General features: G+C 70.3%; 19 protein-coding genes. 10 read left to right on the top strand and 9 right to left on the bottom strand.

The annotated features are described in order from the left end of the window. The first annotated feature begins 308 nt into the window (after window positions 1-308). On the top strand, window positions 309-776 hold the full coding sequence (locus MBA17_RS07935; protein WP_238495624.1) for an iron chaperone: 468 nt from the start codon (window positions 309-311) through the stop codon (window positions 774-776). Between the two features lie 50 nt (window positions 777-826). Here MBA17_RS07935 and MBA17_RS07930 read toward each other — a convergent pair whose 3' ends face one another. The 6 genes from MBA17_RS07930 to argH are packed head-to-tail and all read right to left on the bottom strand — an operon-like array spanning window position 827 to window position 6,739. Further along, entirely contained in the window at window positions 827-2,140 is a 1,314-nt protein-coding gene (locus MBA17_RS07930; RefSeq protein ID WP_238495623.1) for an MmgE/PrpD family protein, read from the bottom strand. Window positions 2,141-2,195: 55 nt separating this feature from the next. Further along, the gene (locus MBA17_RS07925) at window positions 2,196-3,056 is read right to left on the bottom strand and encodes an ABC transporter substrate-binding protein (RefSeq protein ID WP_238495622.1); all 861 of its coding nucleotides are present in this window, start codon (window positions 3,054-3,056) and stop codon (window positions 2,196-2,198) included. Window positions 3,057-3,073: 17 nt separating this feature from the next. Then, window positions 3,074-3,829 carry an amino acid ABC transporter ATP-binding protein gene (locus MBA17_RS07920; RefSeq protein ID WP_238495621.1) on the bottom strand — a complete coding sequence of 252 codons (756 nt, stop codon included), beginning with the start codon at window positions 3,827-3,829 and terminating at the stop codon, window positions 3,074-3,076. Further along, window positions 3,826-4,743: an amino acid ABC transporter permease gene (locus tag MBA17_RS07915; protein ID WP_238495620.1), complete on the bottom strand. Its 918-nt coding sequence runs from the start codon at window positions 4,741-4,743 to the stop codon at window positions 3,826-3,828. The genes MBA17_RS07920 and MBA17_RS07915 overlap by 4 nt, the downstream gene beginning before the upstream one ends. A 14-nt stretch (window positions 4,744-4,757) precedes the next feature. Then, complete coding sequence (locus tag MBA17_RS07910; RefSeq protein WP_238495619.1) at window positions 4,758-5,324, bottom strand: helix-turn-helix domain-containing protein; 567 nt, start codon at window positions 5,322-5,324, stop codon at window positions 4,758-4,760. After that, a complete protein-coding gene (gene argH, locus MBA17_RS07905; RefSeq protein WP_274385034.1) occupies window positions 5,321-6,739 on the bottom strand; it encodes an argininosuccinate lyase in 1,419 nt (472 codons plus the stop codon). Before argH ends, MBA17_RS07910 begins: the two co-directional genes overlap by 4 nt. Before the next feature lie 230 nt (window positions 6,740-6,969). Here argH and speB point away from each other — a divergent pair, with 230 nt between their 5' ends. Together speB and MBA17_RS07895 are read left to right on the top strand one after the other, a co-directional pair. Further along, window positions 6,970-7,902 carry an agmatinase gene (gene speB, locus MBA17_RS07900; protein WP_238495617.1) on the top strand — a complete coding sequence of 311 codons (933 nt, stop codon included), beginning with the start codon at window positions 6,970-6,972 and terminating at the stop codon, window positions 7,900-7,902. Continuing rightward, window positions 7,899-9,476 (top strand): thiamine pyrophosphate-binding protein, encoded by a 1,578-nt coding sequence (locus tag MBA17_RS07895; RefSeq protein WP_238495616.1) that lies wholly within the window; start codon window positions 7,899-7,901, stop codon window positions 9,474-9,476. Before speB ends, MBA17_RS07895 begins: the two co-directional genes overlap by 4 nt. An 18-nt stretch (window positions 9,477-9,494) precedes the next feature. On the opposite strand, the gene MBA17_RS07890 is transcribed toward MBA17_RS07895, so the two are convergent. The 3 genes from MBA17_RS07890 to MBA17_RS07880 all read right to left on the bottom strand — a co-directional run bounded on the left by MBA17_RS07890 (window position 9,495) and on the right by MBA17_RS07880 (window position 12,146). Next, window positions 9,495-10,253 (bottom strand): hypothetical protein, encoded by a 759-nt coding sequence (locus MBA17_RS07890; protein ID WP_238495615.1) that lies wholly within the window; start codon window positions 10,251-10,253, stop codon window positions 9,495-9,497. A gap of 162 nt (window positions 10,254-10,415) precedes the next feature. Beyond that, entirely contained in the window at window positions 10,416-11,171 is a 756-nt protein-coding gene (locus MBA17_RS07885; RefSeq protein ID WP_238495614.1) for an HD domain-containing protein, read from the bottom strand. A 24-nt stretch (window positions 11,172-11,195) separates the two neighbouring features. Further along, window positions 11,196-12,146 (bottom strand): GlxA family transcriptional regulator, encoded by a 951-nt coding sequence (locus MBA17_RS07880; protein ID WP_238495613.1) that lies wholly within the window; start codon window positions 12,144-12,146, stop codon window positions 11,196-11,198. A 293-nt stretch (window positions 12,147-12,439) separates the two neighbouring features. On the opposite strand from MBA17_RS07880, the gene MBA17_RS07875 reads away from it, so the two are divergent. The 7 genes from MBA17_RS07875 (at window position 12,440) to MBA17_RS07845 (ending at window position 20,380) form a co-directional block, all read left to right on the top strand. Next, window positions 12,440-13,429 carry a sugar-binding transcriptional regulator gene (locus tag MBA17_RS07875; RefSeq protein WP_238495612.1) on the top strand — a complete coding sequence of 330 codons (990 nt, stop codon included), beginning with the start codon at window positions 12,440-12,442 and terminating at the stop codon, window positions 13,427-13,429. Window positions 13,430-13,649: 220 nt separating this feature from the next. Continuing rightward, window positions 13,650-14,732 carry an ABC transporter substrate-binding protein gene (locus MBA17_RS07870; RefSeq protein ID WP_238495611.1) on the top strand — a complete coding sequence of 361 codons (1,083 nt, stop codon included), beginning with the start codon at window positions 13,650-13,652 and terminating at the stop codon, window positions 14,730-14,732. A gap of 30 nt (window positions 14,733-14,762) precedes the next feature. After that, window positions 14,763-15,587, top strand: coding sequence for an ATP-binding cassette domain-containing protein (locus tag MBA17_RS07865; protein ID WP_238495610.1), 825 nt, complete (start codon window positions 14,763-14,765; stop codon window positions 15,585-15,587). Next, the gene (locus MBA17_RS07860; protein ID WP_238495609.1) at window positions 15,584-16,834 is read left to right on the top strand and encodes a sugar ABC transporter permease; all 1,251 of its coding nucleotides are present in this window, start codon (window positions 15,584-15,586) and stop codon (window positions 16,832-16,834) included. Before MBA17_RS07865 ends, MBA17_RS07860 begins: the two co-directional genes overlap by 4 nt. Window positions 16,835-16,836: 2 nt before the next feature. Next, the gene (locus MBA17_RS07855) at window positions 16,837-18,333 is read left to right on the top strand and encodes an FGGY family carbohydrate kinase (protein WP_238495608.1); all 1,497 of its coding nucleotides are present in this window, start codon (window positions 16,837-16,839) and stop codon (window positions 18,331-18,333) included. Continuing rightward, window positions 18,330-19,790, top strand: a complete 1,461-nt coding sequence (locus tag MBA17_RS07850; protein WP_455432714.1) for an FGGY-family carbohydrate kinase — start codon at window positions 18,330-18,332, stop codon at window positions 19,788-19,790. Before MBA17_RS07855 ends, MBA17_RS07850 begins: the two co-directional genes overlap by 4 nt. Continuing rightward, entirely contained in the window at window positions 19,787-20,380 is a 594-nt protein-coding gene (locus MBA17_RS07845; protein ID WP_238495607.1) for a histidine phosphatase family protein, read from the top strand. Before MBA17_RS07850 ends, MBA17_RS07845 begins: the two co-directional genes overlap by 4 nt. The last annotated feature ends 9 nt before the right edge of the window (window positions 20,381-20,389 follow it).

Here is a 20,389-nt window from a genome sequence, read left to right as displayed (position 1 = left end):
GGTTGGCCGACCGTGCCGACGCGGTGAGCGACGAGGTCTGGGACAGGGCCGCCACCCATTTCGACGAGAAGCAGTTGGCCGCGATCGTGCTGATGATCGGCGTCACCAACCTGTTCAACCGGCTCAATGCCACCACCCGGCAGATCGCCGGCGCCTGGGGATGAGCGGTGCGCGATCCCGGGCAGCGTGCTCGACTCCGTGGCCTGGGATCACCCGCCTCATCGCCGTCAACTCCCTCAGCGAAGCCGCACCAGCCGCCTTCGCAAGACCCCTCCCTACCAAGATTCGCCGACAAGGAGATTCCCACCATGGTCGAAACACGTAAGGCCACCAAGAGCACCGACAAGAAGTTCGACGGGTTCAGCGACGAAGAACGAGCCGCGATGAAGGAGCACGCCAAGGAGCTGAAGACGGCCGCGCGCCGCGGCCCGCGCGCGGCCAAAGCCGACGGGGAGAGCGACGTGCTCGCAAAGATCGCCGAGATGGAGGAAGAGGACCGGGTCACCGCCGAGCGGCTCCATGCCATCATCAAGGCCAGCGCGCCGGCCCTGGCGCCGAAACTCTGGTACGGCATGCCCGCGTACGCCAAGGACGGCAAGGTCGTCTGCTTCTTCCAAAGCGCGGCGAAGTTCAAGGCGAGGTACTCGACCCTCGGCTTCAACGACCCGGCGAACCTCGACGACGGCACCATGTGGCCGACCGCCTTCGCGCTGACGGAGTTGACCGCCGACGACGAGGCGAGGATCGGCGCACTCGTGAAGCAGGCGGCGAGCTGAGGACGGCTCGTCTGCGACTGCCCTGTCACGCGTCTCGTGTGGAGCGGACGTCAGGTCAGGAGCAGGCCGGGCAGTCGGCGGACGTCGGGGGCCTCGTCCAGGTGGGTCACGAGGTGTGCCACGGCGTCTGCGGAGGGCAGCACCGTGGCGGCCAGCCCGCGGAACTTGGTGAGGAGTTCCTCTTCGCCGAGAGGGTTGGTCGGCGAACCGAGGGGGTCGGTCACCCGGGCGCGGTGCACCTGGTGATCGGTTGTGGTGAGCAGGAGCTCGGGCTCATCGGTGCCGCTCATCGCAGGGTCGACGTCGAGCACGATGCGGTCGAGCAGGTCGGCGAGGCGGGGGTCGGCCCGGCGCTCGGGCGCGTAGGCCGCCAGGTCGGCTTTGCCGTACAGGATGCGGGCGGCGACGCCGTAGGGAAGGCTCATCTGCGCCTGCGGCAGCGAGGTGAGAATCCGGCCGCCGCACATGTCGGCGATCAGCGGGCTCAGCCGTACCTTGATCATGGCGATCTCCTCGGGCCGAATGGTGGTGAGGAGCCGCCCGATGGCGTCGATCGAGGAGTGGGTGCTGCGGCAGGACGAGTAGGGCTTGATCGCACAGCGGGAGATGCGCCACGACGTGCCGAGATCGCGGGTCAACGCGCCCGGGTCGGCGGCGTCACCGGCGAAGGTCGTCAGGAAGCCGCCCCAGACGTCGGCGAACGCCTGGCCGGGGCCGGTGATGCCGCGAGTGGCCAGCAGCGCCGCGGTGAGCCCGCCCTCGGCGGCACGGCCGGCGTGCAGGCGTTTGCTCGTGGCTCCATCGTGCACGAACGCCCAGAGTCCGGAAGAGAAACTGGATGCCAGTCCGAGCGCGGAGGCTGTCTGCCCGGGGTCGAGGCCGAGCAGGCGGGCCGCGGCGGCGGCCGCGCCGAAGGTGCCGCAGGTCCCGGTGGAATGCCAGCCCGACTGGTTGTGCGCGGCATAACCGCCGCACGCCTCCAGGACCCGGCGCGCCACGTCGTAGCCCAGGACCACGGCGGTCAGCAGTTCGGTGCCGCTGACCTCGCGATCGATGAGGCTGAGGCAGGCCAGCGCGGCGGGGACGACGACCGCGCCGGAGTGGTCGCAGCCGCCGGTGTCGTCGAGTTCGAGCGCGTGTGCCGCGATGCCGTTCAGCAGAGCCGCGTCGCGCGGAGTCAGGGTGAAGGGGGTGCCCCACAGGGGAGCGTCACCGGCCCCGGTGATCCCCGGCGCGGGCGTCGTGCTTCCGGCCAATGCGGCGCCGAGGGTGTCGAGGAGGTGTTGTCCGGCCTTGGTGATGACGGCGTCGTCCTGCACGTCGGCCGAGGTCACGAAGTCCGCCAGTACGGCTGCCGCGTTCATGCCGGGGTGCGGCCGTTCGCCGGGTGGCCGGGGTCGCCGGCGAAGCGCATGGTCCTCATTGCGTGGGGGCGCCGTTCACGCGTACCTGGTCGATGGCGTTCTCCTTCAGGCCCCACTTGTCGACCAGTCCGGCGTAGGCGCCGTTCTGGTGGAGGGTCTGAAGCGCCTTGACGACGGCGTCACGGAGCTGGGTGTTCCGTTTGGCGAAGCCGATGCCCTGATGGACCGTGGTGAACGGTTTGCCGACGGTCACGAAGGTGCCGGGCTCCTGCTTGGAGATGTAGGGCAGGGTTTCGCTCCCCTGCACGGCCGCGTCGAGGCGGCCCTGGGTCAGCTGGGTGCGCGCGTCGGCCGACCCTTCACTGCCGACGACTTTGATCGGGTCGGCGGCGCAGTTCTGCGTGCTCCACTTCTTGATCTCACCGGGGAAGGAGGTACGGCGGCTGGCCCCGACCGTCTTGCCGCACAGATCGGCCGGAGACTTGTAGCCGTCGCTCTTCTGCTGTTCGACCGTCGTGAAGAACTGCGCGCCGGAGCTCAGATAGTCGACCATGTCCAGCGCCTCGCGGCGGGCTGGCAGGTCGCTCATCCCCGAGATGATCATGTCGATGCGATCGGTGGTCACCGCGCTCTGGAGCTGCTCGAAGGAGGTCTCCTGCCACTTGACGGTGACGCCGAGTTGCTTTCCGATGGCGTCTCCGAGGTCGATGTCGAAGCCGGTGAGCTTGTTGGTGGCCGGGTCCTTGTACTCCAGGGGCGGATAGTTCGAGACGTTGCCGATCACAAGCGTCTTGGATTCGGCGATCTTGGCGGGCAGTCCGCCCTTCGTGGCCGAGGTGACACTCGGCGGCGCCTGTGCGGTGCAGGCCGAGGCGGCCAGGGCGAGGCCGGCGAGAATGGTGAGGCGACGAGGCAAGGGAGCCCTCCAGGTGATCAGGCCAGCACGGCCGAGAGAAATGCTTGGGTTCGTTCGTTCTTGGGGTGTGTGAGCACGTCCGCCGGGGTCCCGGTCTCCACCACACGGCCGTCGTCCATGAAGACGATCTGGTTGGCGACCTCACGGGCGAACCCGAGCTCATGGGTGACGACGATCATGGTCATGCCGGAGAGGGCGAGGTCCCGCATCACGCCCAGCACCTCGCCGACGAGCTCGGGGTCCAGCGCGGACGTCGGCTCGTCGAAGAGCATGAGCTGGGGATTCATCGCGAGGGCTCGGGCGATGGCGACCCGCTGTTGTTGCCCGCCGGACAGCGTCGCGGGATATGCCCCCGCCTTGTCCGCGAGGCCCACCCGGCCCAGCAGTTCCAGCCCGCGACCGCGTGCCTCCTGCGGTGACTCCTTGAGGACCTTGATGGGTCCTTCGACGATGTTCTCCAGGGCCGTCATGTGCGGGAAGAGGTTGAAGCGCTGGAAGACCATCCCCACGGGACGGCGTTGCCGCGCGATCCGCCGGTCGGTGAGCTGGTGAAGCCTGCCGTCGCGCACCTCGTGGCCGAGCAACTCGTCGCCGACCCAGATGGCGCCGTCGTCGGTGGCCTCAAGCTGGTTGATGCAGCGCAGGAAGGTGCTCTTGCCCGAGCCCGAGGGGCCGATGATGCACATGACGTCCGCCTTGGCCACCTCAAGGGTGATGCCCTTGAGCACGTGGTTGTCGCCGAAGCGCTTGTGGACGTCGATCGCGCGGATCATGCCTGACCTCCCCGTGAGACGAGCCGCCGGATCATCGATGGTTTCGTCGAGCTCGCCGGCCGGTGGCCACGCGAGAAGCGGCGTTCGACGAGCGACTGCCCGATGCTGAGGATCGTGACGACGATGAGGTACCAGAACGTGGCGACGAAGAGCAGTTCCATGACCCGGTTGTTGGCGTAGTAGATGTTCTGCGCGCTGTGCAGCACCTCTTGGTACTGGATGGCGCTGGCCAGCGAGGTCAGCTTGACCATGCTGATGAACTCGTTGCCGATCGGCGGCAGGATGACCCGCATCGCCTGCGGCAGCACGATCCGCCGCAACGTCTGAGTCCGGGTCATCCCGATGGCCTGCGCGGCCTCCGTCTGTCCCTGGTCCACCGACAGCAAGCCGCCGCGGACGACTTCGGAGGTGTAGGCGCCCTGGCAGATGCCGAGACCCAGCAGGGCCGCGACGAACGGGGTCATCAGATCCACCGTCCGGGCCTCGATGAGTCCGGGGAGCACGAAATACGGGAAGATCAGCGCGAGGTTGAACCAGAGGAAGAGCTGAAGCAGCTGCGGCGTCCCCCGGAAGATCCACGCGTACAGGAAGGCCACACCGCGGGTCACCGGGTTCTTCGACATCCGCATCACTGCGAACAGGACACCGAGGAGCACGCCGACCAGCATCGCCAGGACGGCCATGACGATCGTGTTCAGCACGCCGTGCAGAATCGCCTCTGTGGTGAGGTACTGCCTGACCACCTCCCACTCGATCTGCGCATTGGCGAACGAGGAGACGATCATCGCGAGTGCGGCCAGCACCGCGACCGCGGCGACGTAACGGCCGTAGTGCCGCCGTGCGAAGCGGGGCAGATGGGCGATGTCCGTCTTTTCGAGGACGGAAGGGCCATGACGGCTCTGGACTTGGGGCACAAGGGACTCCGGTGTTAGCGGCGCGAGGTGAGTGCGGGGCTCAGCACCCACAGAACCTTGGCGGCGACGCCGCCGCGGTTGATGAAGGTGTGCGGACAGTTGCCGGGGAACAGGAACGCGTCGCCCTCGGCGAGAGTGATCTCCTCACCGCCGGCGTCCACCGCGAGTTCTCCGCCCAGCACGTGCACGAACTCGATGTCGACCGGCAGCGTGTAGGGCTCCTGCCCCGATCCGCCGCCGGGTTCGATCACGCTGAGCAGGACCTGCAGCCGCTGCTCGTCTTTGGGCGTGAGCTGGAACTCCGTCATGCCGTTTCCGCCGAACTGGACACGTGGCCGGCTCTCCGCCCGGACCAGGCTGCCGCCGGGGTCGCCGAACAGCTCGGCCACGTCGAGGTCGAGGGCCGCGCAGAGGCGCAGCAGCGACGCGACGGAGATCGAAACCTGGCCGCGCTCGAAACGGGACAGGAATCCCTTGGTCAGCCCGGCGCGCTGGGCGCCTTCCGTGAGGCTGAATCGGCGGCGCTTGCGGATCTCCCGCACCCTCGGTCCCAGGTCCGGTGAGGCGGGAATCGAGATCATGCCCGGGGGCCTTCGTAGGAGGCGGCCCAGGCGCGGTGTCCGGCGAGCACGACCTCCAGCCGGTCGATCTGTTCGGTGACGCGGTCCGGTGCGGTCGCTCCGTAGCCCGTTCTGGCCGCGAGCGCCGCCTCGATGGTGAGACAGGCGCGCACCTCCTGGGTCAGCCGGGGGTCGACCGCGGTCAGGTCCTCGTCCGGCACCTCGTGCAGTTCCAGACCCTTGTCCTCGCACACCTGCACCAGGGCGCCACTGATCTCGTGGGCCTCGTTGAACGGGACGCCCTTGCGGGTGAGCCAGTCCGCGACCTCGGTGGCGAGGGTGAACCCGGCGGTCGCCTGCCGGCGCAACTCCGGCACGTTCACCTGCAGGGTGCGCATCATCCCGGCCATGGCGGGGATCACGATCGCGAGGGTGTCGACGGTGTCCAGTACGGCCGCCTTGTCCTCGGAGAGGTCCCGGTTGTACGCCAGGGGCAGCGACTTGAGCGTCGCCAGGAGCCCGTTCATGTTGCCCAGCAGACGGCCGGCCTTGCCGCGGGTCAGCTCGGCGATGTCCGGGTTCTTCTTCTGCGGCATGATCGAGCTGCCGGTGGCGAAGGAGTCATGCAGGGACACCCAGCGGAACTGCTGGGAAGCCCACAGACACACCTCCTCGGCCAGCCGGGACAGGTCCACGCCCAGCATGGAGGCGGCGAACAGGAACTCGGCCACGTGATCACGGCTGGCCACCGCGTCGATGGAGTTCTCGCACGGGCCGTCGTAGCCCATCTCCCGGGCGGAGAGCTCCGGATGTACGGCGATGCCGGAACCGGCGAGCGCCGCCGCCCCGAGGGGGGAGCGCGCCGTACGACGATCGCAGTCCCGCAGCCGGTCGACGTCGCGGGCGAAGGCCTGGGCGTGGGCCAGCAGCTGGTGTCCGAAGACGATCGGCTGCGCGGGCTGGAGATGGGTGAAGCCGGGAGCCGCCGTGCCGGTGTGCCGGCGGGCCTGGGCCACCAGCGCGTCCTGCAGGTCGCCCAGTGCGACCACCAGTTTCCGCACGTGGTCACGCAGGTACAGCCGCAGGTCGTTGGCGGTCTGGTCGTTGCGCGAGCGGCCCGCTCTGAGCTTGCCGCCCAGTGGCCCGAGCCGTTCGACGAGGACCCGTTCCAGGAAGGTGTGGACGTCCTCGTCCGACGCGATCGGGACGACCAGTCCGGCACGCAGGTCCTCGTCGAGCCGGTCCAGCTCCGCGAGCAACCGGGACGTTTCCGCGCCGTCGAGGATGCCGGCCCGCTGGAGCTCGATGACGTGAGCGCGCGAGCCCGCCAGGTCGTAGGGCGCCAGGCGGAAATAGCTGTCCGGAGCCCGGGAAAGGGTCACGAGCGCGGGATCCGGCGGGGCCCGAAAACGACCACCCCAAAGTTGGTCAGACAACGCGGTTGCCTCTCAGTAAACGGTGTTTCCCAGGATCCTGAGGGCGTCCGGTGGCCTGTGTCAAGAGTCAGCAAGAACTCACATTCCGCAATCGAATCATGTTATTAGAGGGCTGTGTTTTGTGGGTTGCCACAACCACGGGTAGATCCTCTGTGACTCACACAATTGATGTCGATGACCTGCGCCTTGCAGACTTGACTCGCACCTAGTGAAGGGAAGACCTGACAACCATGCCCCGGGGACCTGTCGACGCCGCCCGCGTGCCACGCTTCGCCGGACCCGCCACGTTCGCGCGGCTGCCACGCCTGGACGAGGTGGGTGACACCGACATCGCGATCGTCGGCGTGCCGTTCGACGCCGGCGTGTCCTACCGGCCCGGCGCCCGCTTCGGTCCGGCAGCCGTGCGCGAGGGCAGCCGGTTGCTCCGGCCGTACAACCCCGCGCTGGACGTGTCGCCGTTCGCCGGTTCGCAGGTCGCGGATGCCGGCGACATCGCCTGCAACCCGTTCGACATCGGCGAGGCGATCGAGACGATCGAGCACACGGCGGACTCCCTTCAGGCCCGGCTGGTCACCATCGGCGGCGACCACACGATCGCGCTGCCCTTGCTGCGCGCGGTCGCCAAACGCCACGGCCCGGTCGCGCTGGTGCACTTCGACGCGCACCTGGACACCTGGGACACCTACTTCGGCGCCGAATACACCCACGGCACCCCGTTCCGCAGGGCGGTCGAGGAGGGAATCCTGGACACCGAGGCGCTCAGCCACGTCGGCACCCGAGGCCCGCTGTACGGCAAGCGCGACCTCGCCGAGGATCGGCGCCTGGGCTTCGGCGTCATCACCTCCTCCGACGTGATGCGCCGCGGCGTCGTGGAGGTCGTCGACGCGTTGCGGCAGCGAATCGGCGCCCGGCCGCTGTACCTCTCGATCGACATCGACGTCCTGGATCCGGCACACGCCCCGGGCACCGGCACCCCGGAGGCCGGCGGGCTCACCAGCCGCGAGCTGCTGGAGATCCTCCGCGGCCTGGCCGGGTGCAACCTGGTCGGCGCCGATGTGGTCGAGGTCGCACCCGCCTACGACCACGCCGAGATCACCTCGATCGCCGCCGCGCACGTCGCCTACGACTTGATCAGCCTCCTCGCCCTGCAGGACGTGACTTGAGGACCGGTGGAGACCTGGTCGTCGAGACGCTGGCCGCTCTCGGGGCCACGACGGTGTTCGGCGAGCCGGGTCAGCACGCCCTCGGCATGATCGACGCGCTGCGCCGGTCCTCCCTGCGCTACATCGGCGGGCGCACCGAGCTGGGCGTGGCCTACGCCGCGGACGGTTACGCCCGCAGAACCGGGACGGTCGCGCCGTTCATGGTCTCCACCGGGCCGGGCGCGCTGGCGACGCTCCCCGCTCTGATGGAGTCGCGAACGGCGTGCGCCCCCGTCCTGGGAATCGGCAGCCAGATCCCGTCCGACGGGCTCGGCGGTCGCCGGAAGGGATACCTGCACGAGCTTCCCGACCAGGCACGCAGCTTTGAAGGCGTCGTCAAGTCGGTGCACGTCGTCCGGACGGCAGCGCAGATCACCACGGCCCTCACCCAGGCGTGGGAGACCGCGATGACGGTGCCGCACGGTCCCACCTGGGTGGAGATCCCGCAGGACGTCCTCCTCGGCGAGACCGAGATACCCGCCGCCACCCAGGTGCGGACGTCACCTCCCGCGCTGCCTCCCCGACCGGAACTGCTGGCGCAGGCCATGCGTGCGCTGGAAGGGGCGAGGAATCCGGTGATCCTCGCCGGGGGAGGGGTGCCGCTGTCGGGGGCCGAGCCGGAGCTGCTCGCACTCGCGGAGAAGCTGCGCGCACCGGTGGCGACCACCTTCGGCGCGAAGGGGGCCTTCCCCTGGCGGCACCCGCTGTCGCTGCAGTCATGGCTGGAGGACCGGTATCTCACCGAGTTCCTGGAGGACGCCGACGTGCTCCTGGTGGCAGGCTCGGGGCTCGGCGAGTTGTCCACCAACTACCACACCATGCGGCCGCGCGGCCAGGTGATCCACATCGAAGCCGATCCGGGAACGTTGGGGGAGGGGATCGCCATCCACGCCGACGCGAAACTCTCGCTGGCCGCCCTGGCGAGGGACCTGCGGCCGCGGCAGCCCGACGGGCGGGCCGAAGCGGCGGTGGCGCAGGTCCTCGAAAAGGTGGCGAACCGCCTCGCGCCCTATGACCTGGAGCTCTCCCTCCTGCGGGCCATCCCGCAGGACGTCCCCGGTTTCTGGGACATGACCATCCTCACCTACTGGGCCTGGTCGGCCTTCCCCGGCGCGATGTGGTCCGCCCAAGGCTCGGGCGGGCTCGGTTACGCCTTTCCCGCCGCCATCGGCGCCGCCTGCGCGGGCGGGCCGGTGCTCGCGGTCTCCGGAGACGGCGGCGCGATGTACGGCCTGGCCGAGCTGGCCACCGCACGCCAGCACCGACTCGACGTCACCTGGCTGATCATCGACGACGGCGGCTACGGGATCCTGCGCGAGTACATGAACGACGCCTTCGGCGTCGCCACCGGAACCGAACTGACCAGGCCCGACTTCGTGGCCCTCGCCGCGTCCTTCGACATCCCGGCCCAGATCTCCTCGGCCGATCGGCTGGCCGCGGACCTTGCGGCGGCCCTCGCCCGCCCCGGCCCCGGCATCGTCGTGCTGCCCGCCGTACCTCGCATGTTCGCGCCCACCCACGTGCGCGGGGACTGACGGTCCTCGGTTCGCCGGTCAGCGGATGTCGTGTGCCATGTCGTCCCGGCCGGAGTACCGCTCGGCCATGGCGGCGATCTCCTCTGCGGCCGAGTCGAGCGGGGCGTCGAAGATGGCCAGGGGCGTGCCGTACCAGTTCCGCGCCACCGAGGTCAGCAGCCGGGGGAGCGGCCGCATCTCGCGCCGCACCCGCTCGACGTCGTGCGGCGCGAAGCACAGGACGGTCTCGCTGCCGCCCAGGATGAGGTGCGGGCGGACGACCGGCTTCAGGCGGACCGCCTGCACCTGCCGCCACGTGAGGTGCACCCCGAGCCGGACGAAGGTGATCCCTCTCTCGTTGAGGATCAGGATCGGACCGGGTTGGAGCCTCCGCACCGTGGCGTACATCAGCACGCCGAGCAGCACGGTGGAGCTGATCATCCCTGCCCAGGCGCCTATGCGGGCCTGGCCGATGATCACCAGCACAACCAGACCGTCGAGGAGCAGTACCGGAAACCAGAAGATCAGTGCCTTGCCCGTCCGATTGCGGACCTCCATCTCGGTGCCCTCGACCTCGACGCTCCCGGCGACCTGCCGCAGCGCGGCCAGCCGCCCGTGCCCGTCGAACAAGGCCAGCTCGGTGCGGACTCGCATCAATGCGGGCACGACGAGTATTCCGATCATGAGCAGCACCGTGAACGAGCCGGACATACGGCCGTTGACGGCGATGTCGAACGCCAGATACCCGAGGATCAGCAGTCCGCCCACGGCCACTACGCCCCGCACCATCCACTGCATGGCGGGAATCATGACATATCCAGCCACACGGCTTGCGGTGAAATGTCGAGCCGTCCTCAGCGGTCGCACCTTACACATGATCGTGTGTTGCGGCTGGTCGAATCCGCGCCAATCCCCGGGCCTGCTTGGACGGCAGCGGCTCAATGGGCTGAAACGCCCCCGTCAGTCGTCCCAGCCGCTGGCGTCGAGGATGTTCTCCCAGGTGGCGTAGGGAGCCTCGGGATGCCGCTGGTGCAGAATCTCGCCGGGCAGGGTCATGGGCGGCGCCTTGCGCGGATCGGCGAGGCCTTGGGTGATGATGGCGTCGGTCAGGGTACGGGCGCCGCCGTGACGGGGGTAGACGGCGTGTACACGGTCGGCGTAGCCGGCGGGAAGCGCGTCGGGGCCGCCGGTCAGGTCGATGCCGATGCCGTCCTGGGCGATCGTGATCTCGGGCGGGCGGCGGCGGGCGAACACCGGCGACCGGTGGAGGCCGTAGGAGGTGTGCAGGGCGATACCGTCCCAGACGGTGTCGACGCGGCGGTCGGTGATGCCGCGCTCCTCCAGGAACCGGGCGGCGAAGTCGGCGCCGTCGAGTTCGAACCGCTGGCCGGTGTCGGCGCGGGCGGTCAGTCCCATGTCGTGCAGCACGCAGATGAGGAACATGACCTCGGCGTCGTAGTCCCGGCCCGGCCGGCGGCCGGCCTGCGCGGCGGCGGCCCGGGCGAACAGGAAGCTGCGCAGGCTGTGATTGCGCAGGTACGGCTCTTGGGCGTCCGTGACCAGCCGGTGGGCCGCCCGGGCGATCGGCGTGGCGGGGAAGGACAGGTCGGCGGACTCGGTGGTCTTGGCGGACGCGGCGGGTGTGCCGGCCGCGAGAGCGGCTACACCGGCGAGGCCGGCTCCCAGTAAGGTGCGGCGGGGCAGGGACGAGCTCATGTGATCTCCTTTGAGACGGTCACATCAGGGGTTGGCATGGGAGGTGCGGAAGCGCCGGCGGTAGGCGGTCGGTGTCGTGCCCAGGACCTGCAGGAACGCACGGCGCATCGTCTCGTCGGACCCGAAGCCGCAACTGCGGGCGACCGAGTCCACGCCGGCCGCGCTGGTCTCCAGGAGAGCCTGCGCCGCCTCGACCCGGATTCGCTCGACGTACTGGCCGGGGGTGAGGCCGACCTCACGGCGGAAGAGCCTGGTCAGATGACGTTCGCTCACCGCGGCGCGGTCCGCCATCGCGGCGAGGGTGTGGTTGGCCGCCGGTTCGGCCGCGACCGCGTCCAGGAGCCGGCGCAACGCGGGGTGGCGGGGCGTGGCGACGGCTGCGCGAACGCTGAATTGCGACTGGCCGCCCGGGCGTTGCAGGAACACCACCATGTGCTTGGCCACCGCCCGCGCGATGTCTGGACCGCAGTCCTCCTCGACGAGGGCGAGCGCCAGATCGATCCCGGCGGTGACGCCGGCCGAGGTCACCACGGGTCCGTCCCGCACGAAGATGGCATCGGGTTCCACGGCGACCCGCGGAAACCGGGAAGCCAGGTCGGCGCAGGCGGCCCAGTGCGTCGTGGCCCGCCGCCCGTCCAGTAACCCGGCCTCCGCCAGCAGCAACGCTCCCGTGCACACCGAGGCCACCCGACGCGCGCGCCGGGCGAGATCGGGCAGCCGGCTCAGGAACGGCTCGGCCGGGCGGTCACCGTCGGGGTAGGCGTAACCCGGCACCAGCAAGGTGCCGACCGATCCCTCCACCTCGCCCAGAGCCAGGTCCACCCCCAAGGGCGCACCGATGTCCGTACGCACCGAGCGTCCGTCGACCGAGGCGAGCCGGATCCGGTAGCCGCCGGACCCGTGCAGAACCTGCACCGGACCGGCCACGTCCAGCAGCACCACTCCGTCATAGACGGCCACGACCACATCTCTCACCCCACCAGCCTCGCGGCCCCCGGAGATGTCCACAAGGACCACTAGCCCACAGATCCGGACATCGCGGGTGCGGTTCTGGCGCGCATCCCGTGAAGGGCTCTGGCAGCGGCTACGTTCGGCGCCACGTCGCGTTGCTGAATCCTTGAGCCGGGGACGCGGGCCGTACGGCCTGGCCGTCGTGGGCGGTCCTCGAAACGCCGGGACGCCGGGGGGTGGATACGAGGGTGCCGGGATATAGTCTGTGCATCCGTTCAGCACAAATGTTCAGCAGTCCGGGATCAGGAGGACGTGCGATGAATGCCGCCGATCCGCAGCAGGCTTCCGTCTCCGAATCCGCGGAGGCCCCGGCGCGTTTCCCTCAGGAGCTGATGTACGCGGCGGCATCACAGTATTACCTTGAGGACGCGACCCAGGCCGACATCGCCAAGAGGCTCGGTGTGAGCCGGGCGACGGTCAGCCGCCTGCTCACCGAGGCCCGCAGGCAGGGGCTGGTGGAGATCAGAGTACACCGGCCGTTCAGCCTGGAGGACGGGCCCCTCGCGACGGAGGTGGCGGAGGCGCTGGGGTTGCGGCGGGTCTATCTGGTGCCCAAGGCGGCGGGGGCGAGGCTCGGCCCGTGGCTGGCTCCCGGGCTGGCGCGGGCGCTGGCCACGGCGGGGCTGGAGTTCGGCGACATCGTGCTCGTCTCGTCGGGGAGCACGGTGTACGAGTGCGCCCAGGAGGGGTTCGGGCGGCTGCCGGGCGTCACCATCGCGCCGGCGGTCGGCGGGCAGGAGGAGCCGCAGCCCTGGTTCCAGACCAACGAGACCGCGCGCATCCTGGCCGAGCGGGTCGGCGGTGTGCCGAGCTATCTCTACGCGCCCGCCCTGCCGGGACCCGCGCTGTTCGACTCGTTGCAGCACGAGCCGTCCGTGCGCCGGGTGATGGACCTGTGGGCGCACGCGAAGTGCGCGATCGTGGGCGTCGGGTCGGCCCCGCTCGCCCGCCAGGTGACCCCGGCCTTCGTGCCTTCCGACGCGCCCAGCCTGCGCCACGCCGTGGGAGACGTGTGCTCGCGCTTCTACGACCGGGACGGCGAGCCGGTCGGATATCCGGGGAGCGATCGTCTCGTCGCGGCGAGCCTTGACGACCTCCGGCGGATCCCGGTGTCGATCGCTGTCGCGGTCGGTGTGGAGAAGCTCATCTCGATCATCGCCGGCGCGCGGGGCGGTTACTTCAACCAGCTCGTGACCGACACTCCGACCGCCGAAGGGCTCCTCGCGGCCTCGCACCAAGGAGTGTAGTCCTCGCCCACGGGCAGAATGCCTGGTCAAGGCATGTTTGAAATCCCTGAACACTTTTGCTGGACAAATATTCTGGCCCCGCGCTAGCGTGTGCCTCACAAGGAGACAGGCGCGGCCGTGCGCCTCATCGCATTCGAGGCAGCGGGAGCGTTTCGAGCTCCGGTGGCCGGCGAGCGTTCGGAATCGTCCGCGCACACGCGGCGAGTAAAGGAATGAATCCGTGAACAGAGCTCAGGTACGGGCGACCGCAATCGTCGCGTCAGCAGTCCTTGCAGGTTCGGTGCTCACCGCGTGCGCGTCCGGATCCACCCCGGAGGAAGGTGCGCCGGCGGGCGGCTCGGAGAACGCCAAAGTCGCGTTCCTGATGCCCGACCTCGCCTCGACCCGGTACGAGCTGGCGGACAAGCCTCTGTTCGAGGCCAAGATGAAGGCGCTGTGCTCCACCTGCTCGGTGATCTACCAGAACGCCGACTCCGACGCCGCCAAGCAGCAGCAGCAGGCGAACTCGGCCCTCGCGCAGGGCGTCAAGGCGATCGTCCTGGACCCGGTCGACTCGGCCGCGGCGGCGACCATCGTGAAGACGGCGCAGGCGCAGAGCGTCCCGGTCATCGCCTACGACCGGCCGATCCCGGCCACGCCCGCCGACTACTACGTCTCCTTCGACAACGAGAAGATCGGCTCGATGATCGGCCAGTCGCTCGTGGATCACCTCAAGGCGGAGAACGCGAAGGGCGGGATCCTCCAGGTCAACGGCTCGCCCACGGACGCCGCCGCAGGTCTGATCAAGAAGGGCATCCACAGCGCGGTGGACCCGAGCGGCTTCAAGCTGCTCGCCGAGTTCGACACCCCCGACTGGCAGCCGGAGAAGGCCCAGGGCTGGGTGAGCGGTCAGATCACCCAGTTCGGTGACGAGATCGTCGGGGTCGTCGCCGCCAACGACGGCACCGGTGGCGGCAGCATCGCCGCCTTCAAGGCCGCCGACGTGCCGGTGCCCCCGGTCACGGGCAACGACGCCGAGGTCGCCGCCGCGCAGCGGATCATCAACGGAGACCAGTTCAACACCATCTCCAAGCCGATCAAGATCGTGGCCGAGGCCACCGCCGAGGTCGCCTTCCAGTTCGTCCAGGGCAAGAAGCCGGTCGGCAAGGCGACGCTCTTCAACACGCCCTCCCAGCTCTTCGTCCCGACGGTCGTCACCAAGGAGAACATCAACGAGGTGCTGTTCCAGTCCGGGATCATGAAGGCCGCCGAGGTGTGCACCGCCCCGTACGCCAAGGGCTGCGCCGAGCTGGGCATCAAGTAGCGGATCACCCATCGACCTCAGGGAGTGGAATTGTCCCCTCAGCAACCGGTGGACGGCCGCGACAGCGTGCTGACCCTACGGGGCATCAGCAAGACGTTCGGCGCGGTCGCGGCGCTCACGGACATCGACCTAGACGTGGCCGCCGGACAGGTCGTCGCCGTGGTCGGGGACAACGGCGCGGGGAAGTCGACCCTGGTCAAGATCCTCTCCGGGGTGCATCCGCCCGACTCGGGAACGATCACCTTCGGGTCGAGGGTGGTCCACATCCCGACCCCGGCCGCCGCCCACCACCTCGGCATCGCGACCGTCTTCCAGGACCTCGCCCTGTGCGAGAACCTCAACGTGGTCGAGAACCTGTTCCTGGGCCAGGAACTGCGGCCGCTGCGGCTGAACACGGTGGCGATGGAGACCCGCTCCTGGGACCTGCTCCGCCAGCTCTCCGCGAAGATCCCGACCGTCAGGGTCCCCGTCGCCTCGCTGTCCGGCGGCCAGCGGCAGACCGTGGCGATCGCCCGGTCGCTGCTCGGCGACCCGAAGATCATCATCTTGGACGAGCCGACCGCAGCCCTCGGCGTCGCCCAGACGGCCGAGGTGCTCAACCTGGTCGAGCGGCTGAGGGAGAACGGCCTCGGCGTCATCATGGTCAGCCACAACATGGCCGACGTGAAGGCCGTCGCCGACACCGTGGTCGTGCTGCGGCTCGGCCGGAACAACGGCGTGTTCGACGTGCGGGACGTCTCCAGCGAGGACATCGTCGCCGCCATCACCGGAGCGAGCGACAACGTGGTCACCCAGCGCGCGGCCCGCCGTGCCGTACCCGGGGACGCGACCGTCGAGGAAGGACCCCGCCAGTGAAGCTGACCGACAGTCCCGAGGCGGTCGCGACGGACCTGCAGGACGAGCGCCTGCAGGCCCGCGCCGGCCTGCGCGGCGGGCTCACGACCGTGATCGACCGGGCGCGCGGCGGAGACCTCGGCATGATCCCGGTCGTCGTCGGGCTCGTGGTCATCTGGACGGTGCTCCAGATCCTGAACCCGGTCTTCCTGTCCAGCGCGAACCTGGTGAACCTGGCGATGGAGTCCGCCGCGGTGGGCGTCATCGCGCTGGGCATCGTCTGCGTGCTGCTGGTCGGCGAGATCGACCTGTCGGTCGGGTCGGTCAGCGGGCTGTCGGCGGCGGTCGTGGCCGTGCTCTTCGTCGGCCAGGGCCTGCCCGCCTGGATCGCGATCGCCGTCGCGGTCGTGATGGGCATGGCCATCGGCTACCTGTACTCCCAGATCTACAACCGGTTCGGCGTGCCCAGCTTCGTCATCTCGCTAGCCGGCCTGCTGGCCTTCCTCGGGTTGCAGCTCTACGTGCTGGGCTCCCGGGGCTCGATCAACCTGCCGTTCGACTCCGGGCTGGTGACCTTCGCCCAGTTCGCCTTCGTGCCGCCGTGGCTGTCGTACGTGTTCGCCGTGGTCGCGGCGGGGGCGCTCTTCGCGAGCGGCTTCTTCCACGCGCGGGACCGCCGCAACGCGGGACTGTCGGCCAGCAGCCTCACGGCCCTGCTGGCCCGCAGCGGGGCGCTGCTCGTGGTGCTGGGCTTCGTGCTGTGGTACCTCAACCAGACGCGCGGCCTCGGCTGGATGTTCGTCTTCTTCGTGGCGCTCGTGCTGATCATGCACTACCTGCTGTCCCGGACGAAGTGGGGCAGGGCGGTGTACGCGGTGGGCGGCAACGTGGAAGCCGCGCGCCGGGCCGGCATCAACGTCAAAGCCGTCTACAGCTCCGCCTTCGTGCTGTGCTGCACGCTCGCCGCGATCGGCGGCATCCTCGCCGCGGCCCGGCTGGCCGCCGTCAACCCGAGCAGCGGCGGCGGTGACATCAACCTCAACGCGATCGCCGCGGCCGTGATCGGCGGGACGAGCCTGTTCGGCGGCCGCGGCACGGCGTTCGGGGCGTTGCTGGGCATCATCGTGATCCAGTCGATCTCCAGCGGCCTGACCCTGCTCAACCTCGACTCCTCGATCAGGTTCGTGGTCACCGGCGGCGTCCTGCTGCTGGCCGTGATCGTCGACTCGGTCTCACGCAGATCGCGTACCTCACACGGCAGGGCCTGACCATGGCGGTCATCTGTGTCGACGCCGGCACGACCATGATCAAGGCGGTCGCCTACGACGCGAGCGGCGCGGAGGCCGCGGTCGCCCGCCGGGAGGCCGGGGTGGCCCGCCCCGCGCCCGGCTGGGCCGAGCAGAGCATGCCCGCCGTCTGGGACGCGGTCGTCCAGGCCGTACGGCAGGTCGCCGGGCGACTCGGCGAGGCCGTCGACTTCGTCTCGATCACCGCCCAGGGCGACGGCTGCTGGCTCGTCGACGAGACCGGCGCACCGACCGGCCCGGCCATCCTGTGGAACGACGGCAGGGCCACCGAGATCATCGACGAGTGGACCCGGGCCGGGATCGTGGAGCGCGGATTCAGGCTCAACGGCAACCTGACGGCCTCGGGACTGCCGCACGCCATCCTCGCCTGGCTCGGCCGGAACGACCCCTCCCGGCTGGAACGATCCAGCTCGTTCCTCACCTGCGGCGGCTGGATCTTCTCCCGGTTGACCGGCGAGATCGCCTGCGACGAGTCCGACGCGTCCGCGCCCTTCATGGACCTGAGCACCCGCAGATACTCCCCTGAGCTGCTCGAACTGTTCGGCATGGACTGGGCGGAGCGGCTGCTGCCGGAACTGCGCGAGGACACCCGGCGCGTCGCCGGGCTGACCGGGGACGCGGCCCGGCTCACCGGCCTCCCACCCGGAACCCCCGTCGTCATGGCCCCCTACGACATCGCCTCGACCGCGCTGGGCGTCGGCGCGGTGGACGTCGGCCAGGCGTGCAGCATCCTGGGCACCACCCTGTGCACCCAGACCGTCGTCGCCCGCCCGGACACGGCGGGCCCGCCCGCCGGGATCACGGTCGCCTCGGGCGTGTCCGGCAGGTTCCTCCGCGCGTTCCCCACCTTCGCCGGCGTCGAGGTGGTCCAGTGGGCGTGCCGCCTGCTCGGCCTCGCCGACCCCGCCGACCTGGGCGAACTGGCCGAGCGCAGCGCTCCGGGCGCGGGCGGGCTCGCCTTCCTCCCGTACTTCTCCCCGGCGGGCGAGCGGGCCCCCTTCTTCGACCCGCTGGCCCGGGGCGCGTTCCTCGGCATGTCCTTCGAACACGGCCGCGAGCAGGTCGCCCGCGCGATCCTCGAAGGGCTCACCCTCGTCGTCCAGGACTGCCTGGTCGCGTCCGGGAGCCGGCCGCCCGAGCTGCGGGTGAGCGGCGGCGGCGCGGCCAGCGCGCCGTGGCTGCGGATGATCGCCGACGTGACCGGCGTGCCGGTGTTCCGATCCCGCGACGCCGAAGTCGGGGCCCGGGGCGCGTACCTCATCGGCCTCGTCGCCACCGGCGCCGCCGCGGACGTGCCGGCCGCGGCACACGAGCACGTACGGCTGGGCGACGCCGTCGACCCGGATCCGGCGGCCAGTGAGCGATACGCCCAGATGTACGGCGACTTCCTCGCCCTGCGCGAGGCGAACGCGGTGTCCTGGCCGCTGCTCGCCCAGATGCGTGACAGGAGCGGTTCGTGAAGATCTGGATCGGGCTCGATCTCGGCACCCAGAGCGTGCGGGCGATGGCCGTCTCCGGTGAGGGCAAGGTCCTCGGCGCGGCCGGCCGTACGCTCACCAGCAGGAGGGACGGGCCCCGGCACGAGCAGGACCCGGGGCAGTGGTGGCGGGAGCTGGCCGCCGCGTCCAGGGAGGCGTTGCGTGACGTGCCGCCGGAGCTGGTCGGCGGCGTCGCCGTCACCGCCACCTCGGGCACGGTCCTGCTGACCGACCGCGACGGCGACCCGGTCACCCCGGCCCTCATGTACGACGACAGGCGCGCCGCGGCCGAGGTCGAGCGCGTCAACGAGGTCGGCGACGCCGTCTGGTCCCGGCTCGGCTACCGCAGGATGCAGGCCATGTGGGCGCTGCCGAAGTTGCTGTGGCTGCTGCGCGAGCACGCCGACGTCGTCCCCGGAGCACGGCTGACCCACCAGAACGACTTCGTCAACCGGCGGCTGATCGGCCACGACGTCCCGGCCGATCTCAGCAACGCGCTGAAGACCGGCGCGGATCTGATCGCCGAGTCCTGGCCCGCCTCCGTCATGGACGCGCTCGGCGTCCCCGCCCGCCTCCTCCCCGACCTCGTACGGCCGGGCACCCGGCTCGGCGTGGTCTGCGCCGAGGCGGCGGCGGCCACCGGCCTCCCCGAGGGCACCCCGGTGATCGCGGGCACCACCGACGGGTGCGCGGCGCAGCTCGGCGCGGGCGCGATGCGGCCCGGCAGCTGGAACAGCGTGCTGGGCACCACCCTGGTGCTCAAGGGCGCGAGCCGGGAGCTGATCCACGACCCGCTCGGCGTCGTCTACTCCCACCGCGCGCCGGACGGCGGCTGGCTCCCCGGCGGCGCGTCGAGCACCGGCGCCGGCGTCCTCGCCCGCGACCTCGACGGCCGTGACCTCGACGACCTCGGCCGGCAGGCCGCCGCTCGCCGTGATCTCACCGCGACGACCTACCCGCTGCTCTCCACCGGGGAGCGCTTCCCCTTCAGCGCGCCGCAGGCCGAGTCGTTCACCCTCGGCAGCCCCGCCGACGACGTCGAACGCTACGCGGCGTTCCTGCGCGGCGCGGCCTTCATCGAGCGGCTCTGCTTCGACTACCTGGACCTGCTCGGCGCCCCGGTGGACGGCGAGATCATCCTGACCGGCGGCGCGACGCGCAGCCCGTACTGGAACCAGTTGCGGGCCGACGTGCTGCGGCGGCCGGTGACGCTGCGCGAGAACGCGGAACCCGCCCTCGGCATGGCCCTGCTCGCCGCCGCCGAGGGCGGCCGGCTGCCGCAGGTCGCCGACGACATGATCCGCACCCGTGCCGTGGTGCCGCCGCGCGCCGGGCACGACCTCGACGGCGACTACCTGCGTTTCGTCGACGAGCTGAACGACCGAGGTTGGCTGACCGACCAGGCGGCCGGCCACGCCCACGAAAGGACGGCACGTTGACGACTCTGGTGCTGGCGCGACACGGGGAGACCGTGTGGCACGCCGAGAACCGTTACACCGGGCTCACCGACGTCGAGCTGACCCCGCGCGGGCTTGAGCAGGCCGAACGGCTCGCCGTCTGGGCGAGCACGGCCGGGCTGACCGGCGTGTGGGCCTCCCCGCTGAGCCGGGCCCGGATCACCGCCGAAGCCGTCAGCCGGGAGGTGCGCACGGACGACCGGCTGCGCGAACTCGACTTCGGCCAGGGCGACGGGCTCACCACGGCCGAGATGCGCGAACGGTTCCCCGAGGCCCGCGCCGCCTTCGAGCGCGATCCGGCCGCCCATCCCCTGCCGGGCGGCGAGGACCCCCACGCCGCCGCCGAACGTTTCGTGGCCGCCCTGACCGACATCGCCGCCGGGCAGGACGACGGGCGGATCCTCGTGGTCGCGCACACCACCGCGATCCGGCTCGCCCTGTGCCACCTCATCGGGGTGCCGCTGGGCGAGTATCGCCGGGTCTTCCCCCGACTGGACAACTGCGGAGTGACCGAGATCCGCCTGCGGGACGGGCGGGCCGCGATCCTGCAGTTCAATTCTCCGACCTCCTGATTGGAACCC

Origin of the sequence: Dolomitihabitans soli, from assembly GCF_022213955.1 — a bacterium.
GTDB classification, from domain to species: domain Bacteria; phylum Actinomycetota; class Actinomycetes; order Streptosporangiales; family Streptosporangiaceae; genus Streptosporangium_A; species Streptosporangium_A soli.
Note: the sequence above shows the minus strand (reverse complement) of the source record. Positions and strands in the feature narration are given on the sequence as shown.

What these genes read in the sequence shown, in the direction of transcription:
- MBA17_RS07935 (WP_238495624.1), top strand. Translation starts at nt 309, where the DNA reads ATGGTCGAAACACGTAAGGCCACCAAGAGCACCGACAAGAAGTTCGAC.
- MBA17_RS07930 (WP_238495623.1), bottom strand. Translation starts at nt 2,140, where the DNA reads ATGAACGCGGCAGCCGTACTGGCGGACTTCGTGACCTCGGCCGACGTG.
- MBA17_RS07920 (WP_238495621.1), bottom strand. Translation starts at nt 3,829, where the DNA reads ATGATCCGCGCGATCGACGTCCACAAGCGCTTCGGCGACAACCACGTG.
- MBA17_RS07910 (WP_238495619.1), bottom strand. Translation starts at nt 5,324, where the DNA reads ATGATCTCGATTCCCGCCTCACCGGACCTGGGACCGAGGGTGCGGGAG.
- speB (WP_238495617.1), top strand. Translation starts at nt 6,970, where the DNA reads ATGCCCCGGGGACCTGTCGACGCCGCCCGCGTGCCACGCTTCGCCGGA.
- MBA17_RS07890 (WP_238495615.1), bottom strand. Translation starts at nt 10,253, where the DNA reads ATGCAGTGGATGGTGCGGGGCGTAGTGGCCGTGGGCGGACTGCTGATC.
- MBA17_RS07885 (WP_238495614.1), bottom strand. Translation starts at nt 11,171, where the DNA reads ATGAGCTCGTCCCTGCCCCGCCGCACCTTACTGGGAGCCGGCCTCGCC.
- MBA17_RS07875 (WP_238495612.1), top strand. Translation starts at nt 12,440, where the DNA reads ATGAATGCCGCCGATCCGCAGCAGGCTTCCGTCTCCGAATCCGCGGAG.
- MBA17_RS07855 (WP_238495608.1), top strand. Translation starts at nt 16,837, where the DNA reads ATGGCGGTCATCTGTGTCGACGCCGGCACGACCATGATCAAGGCGGTC.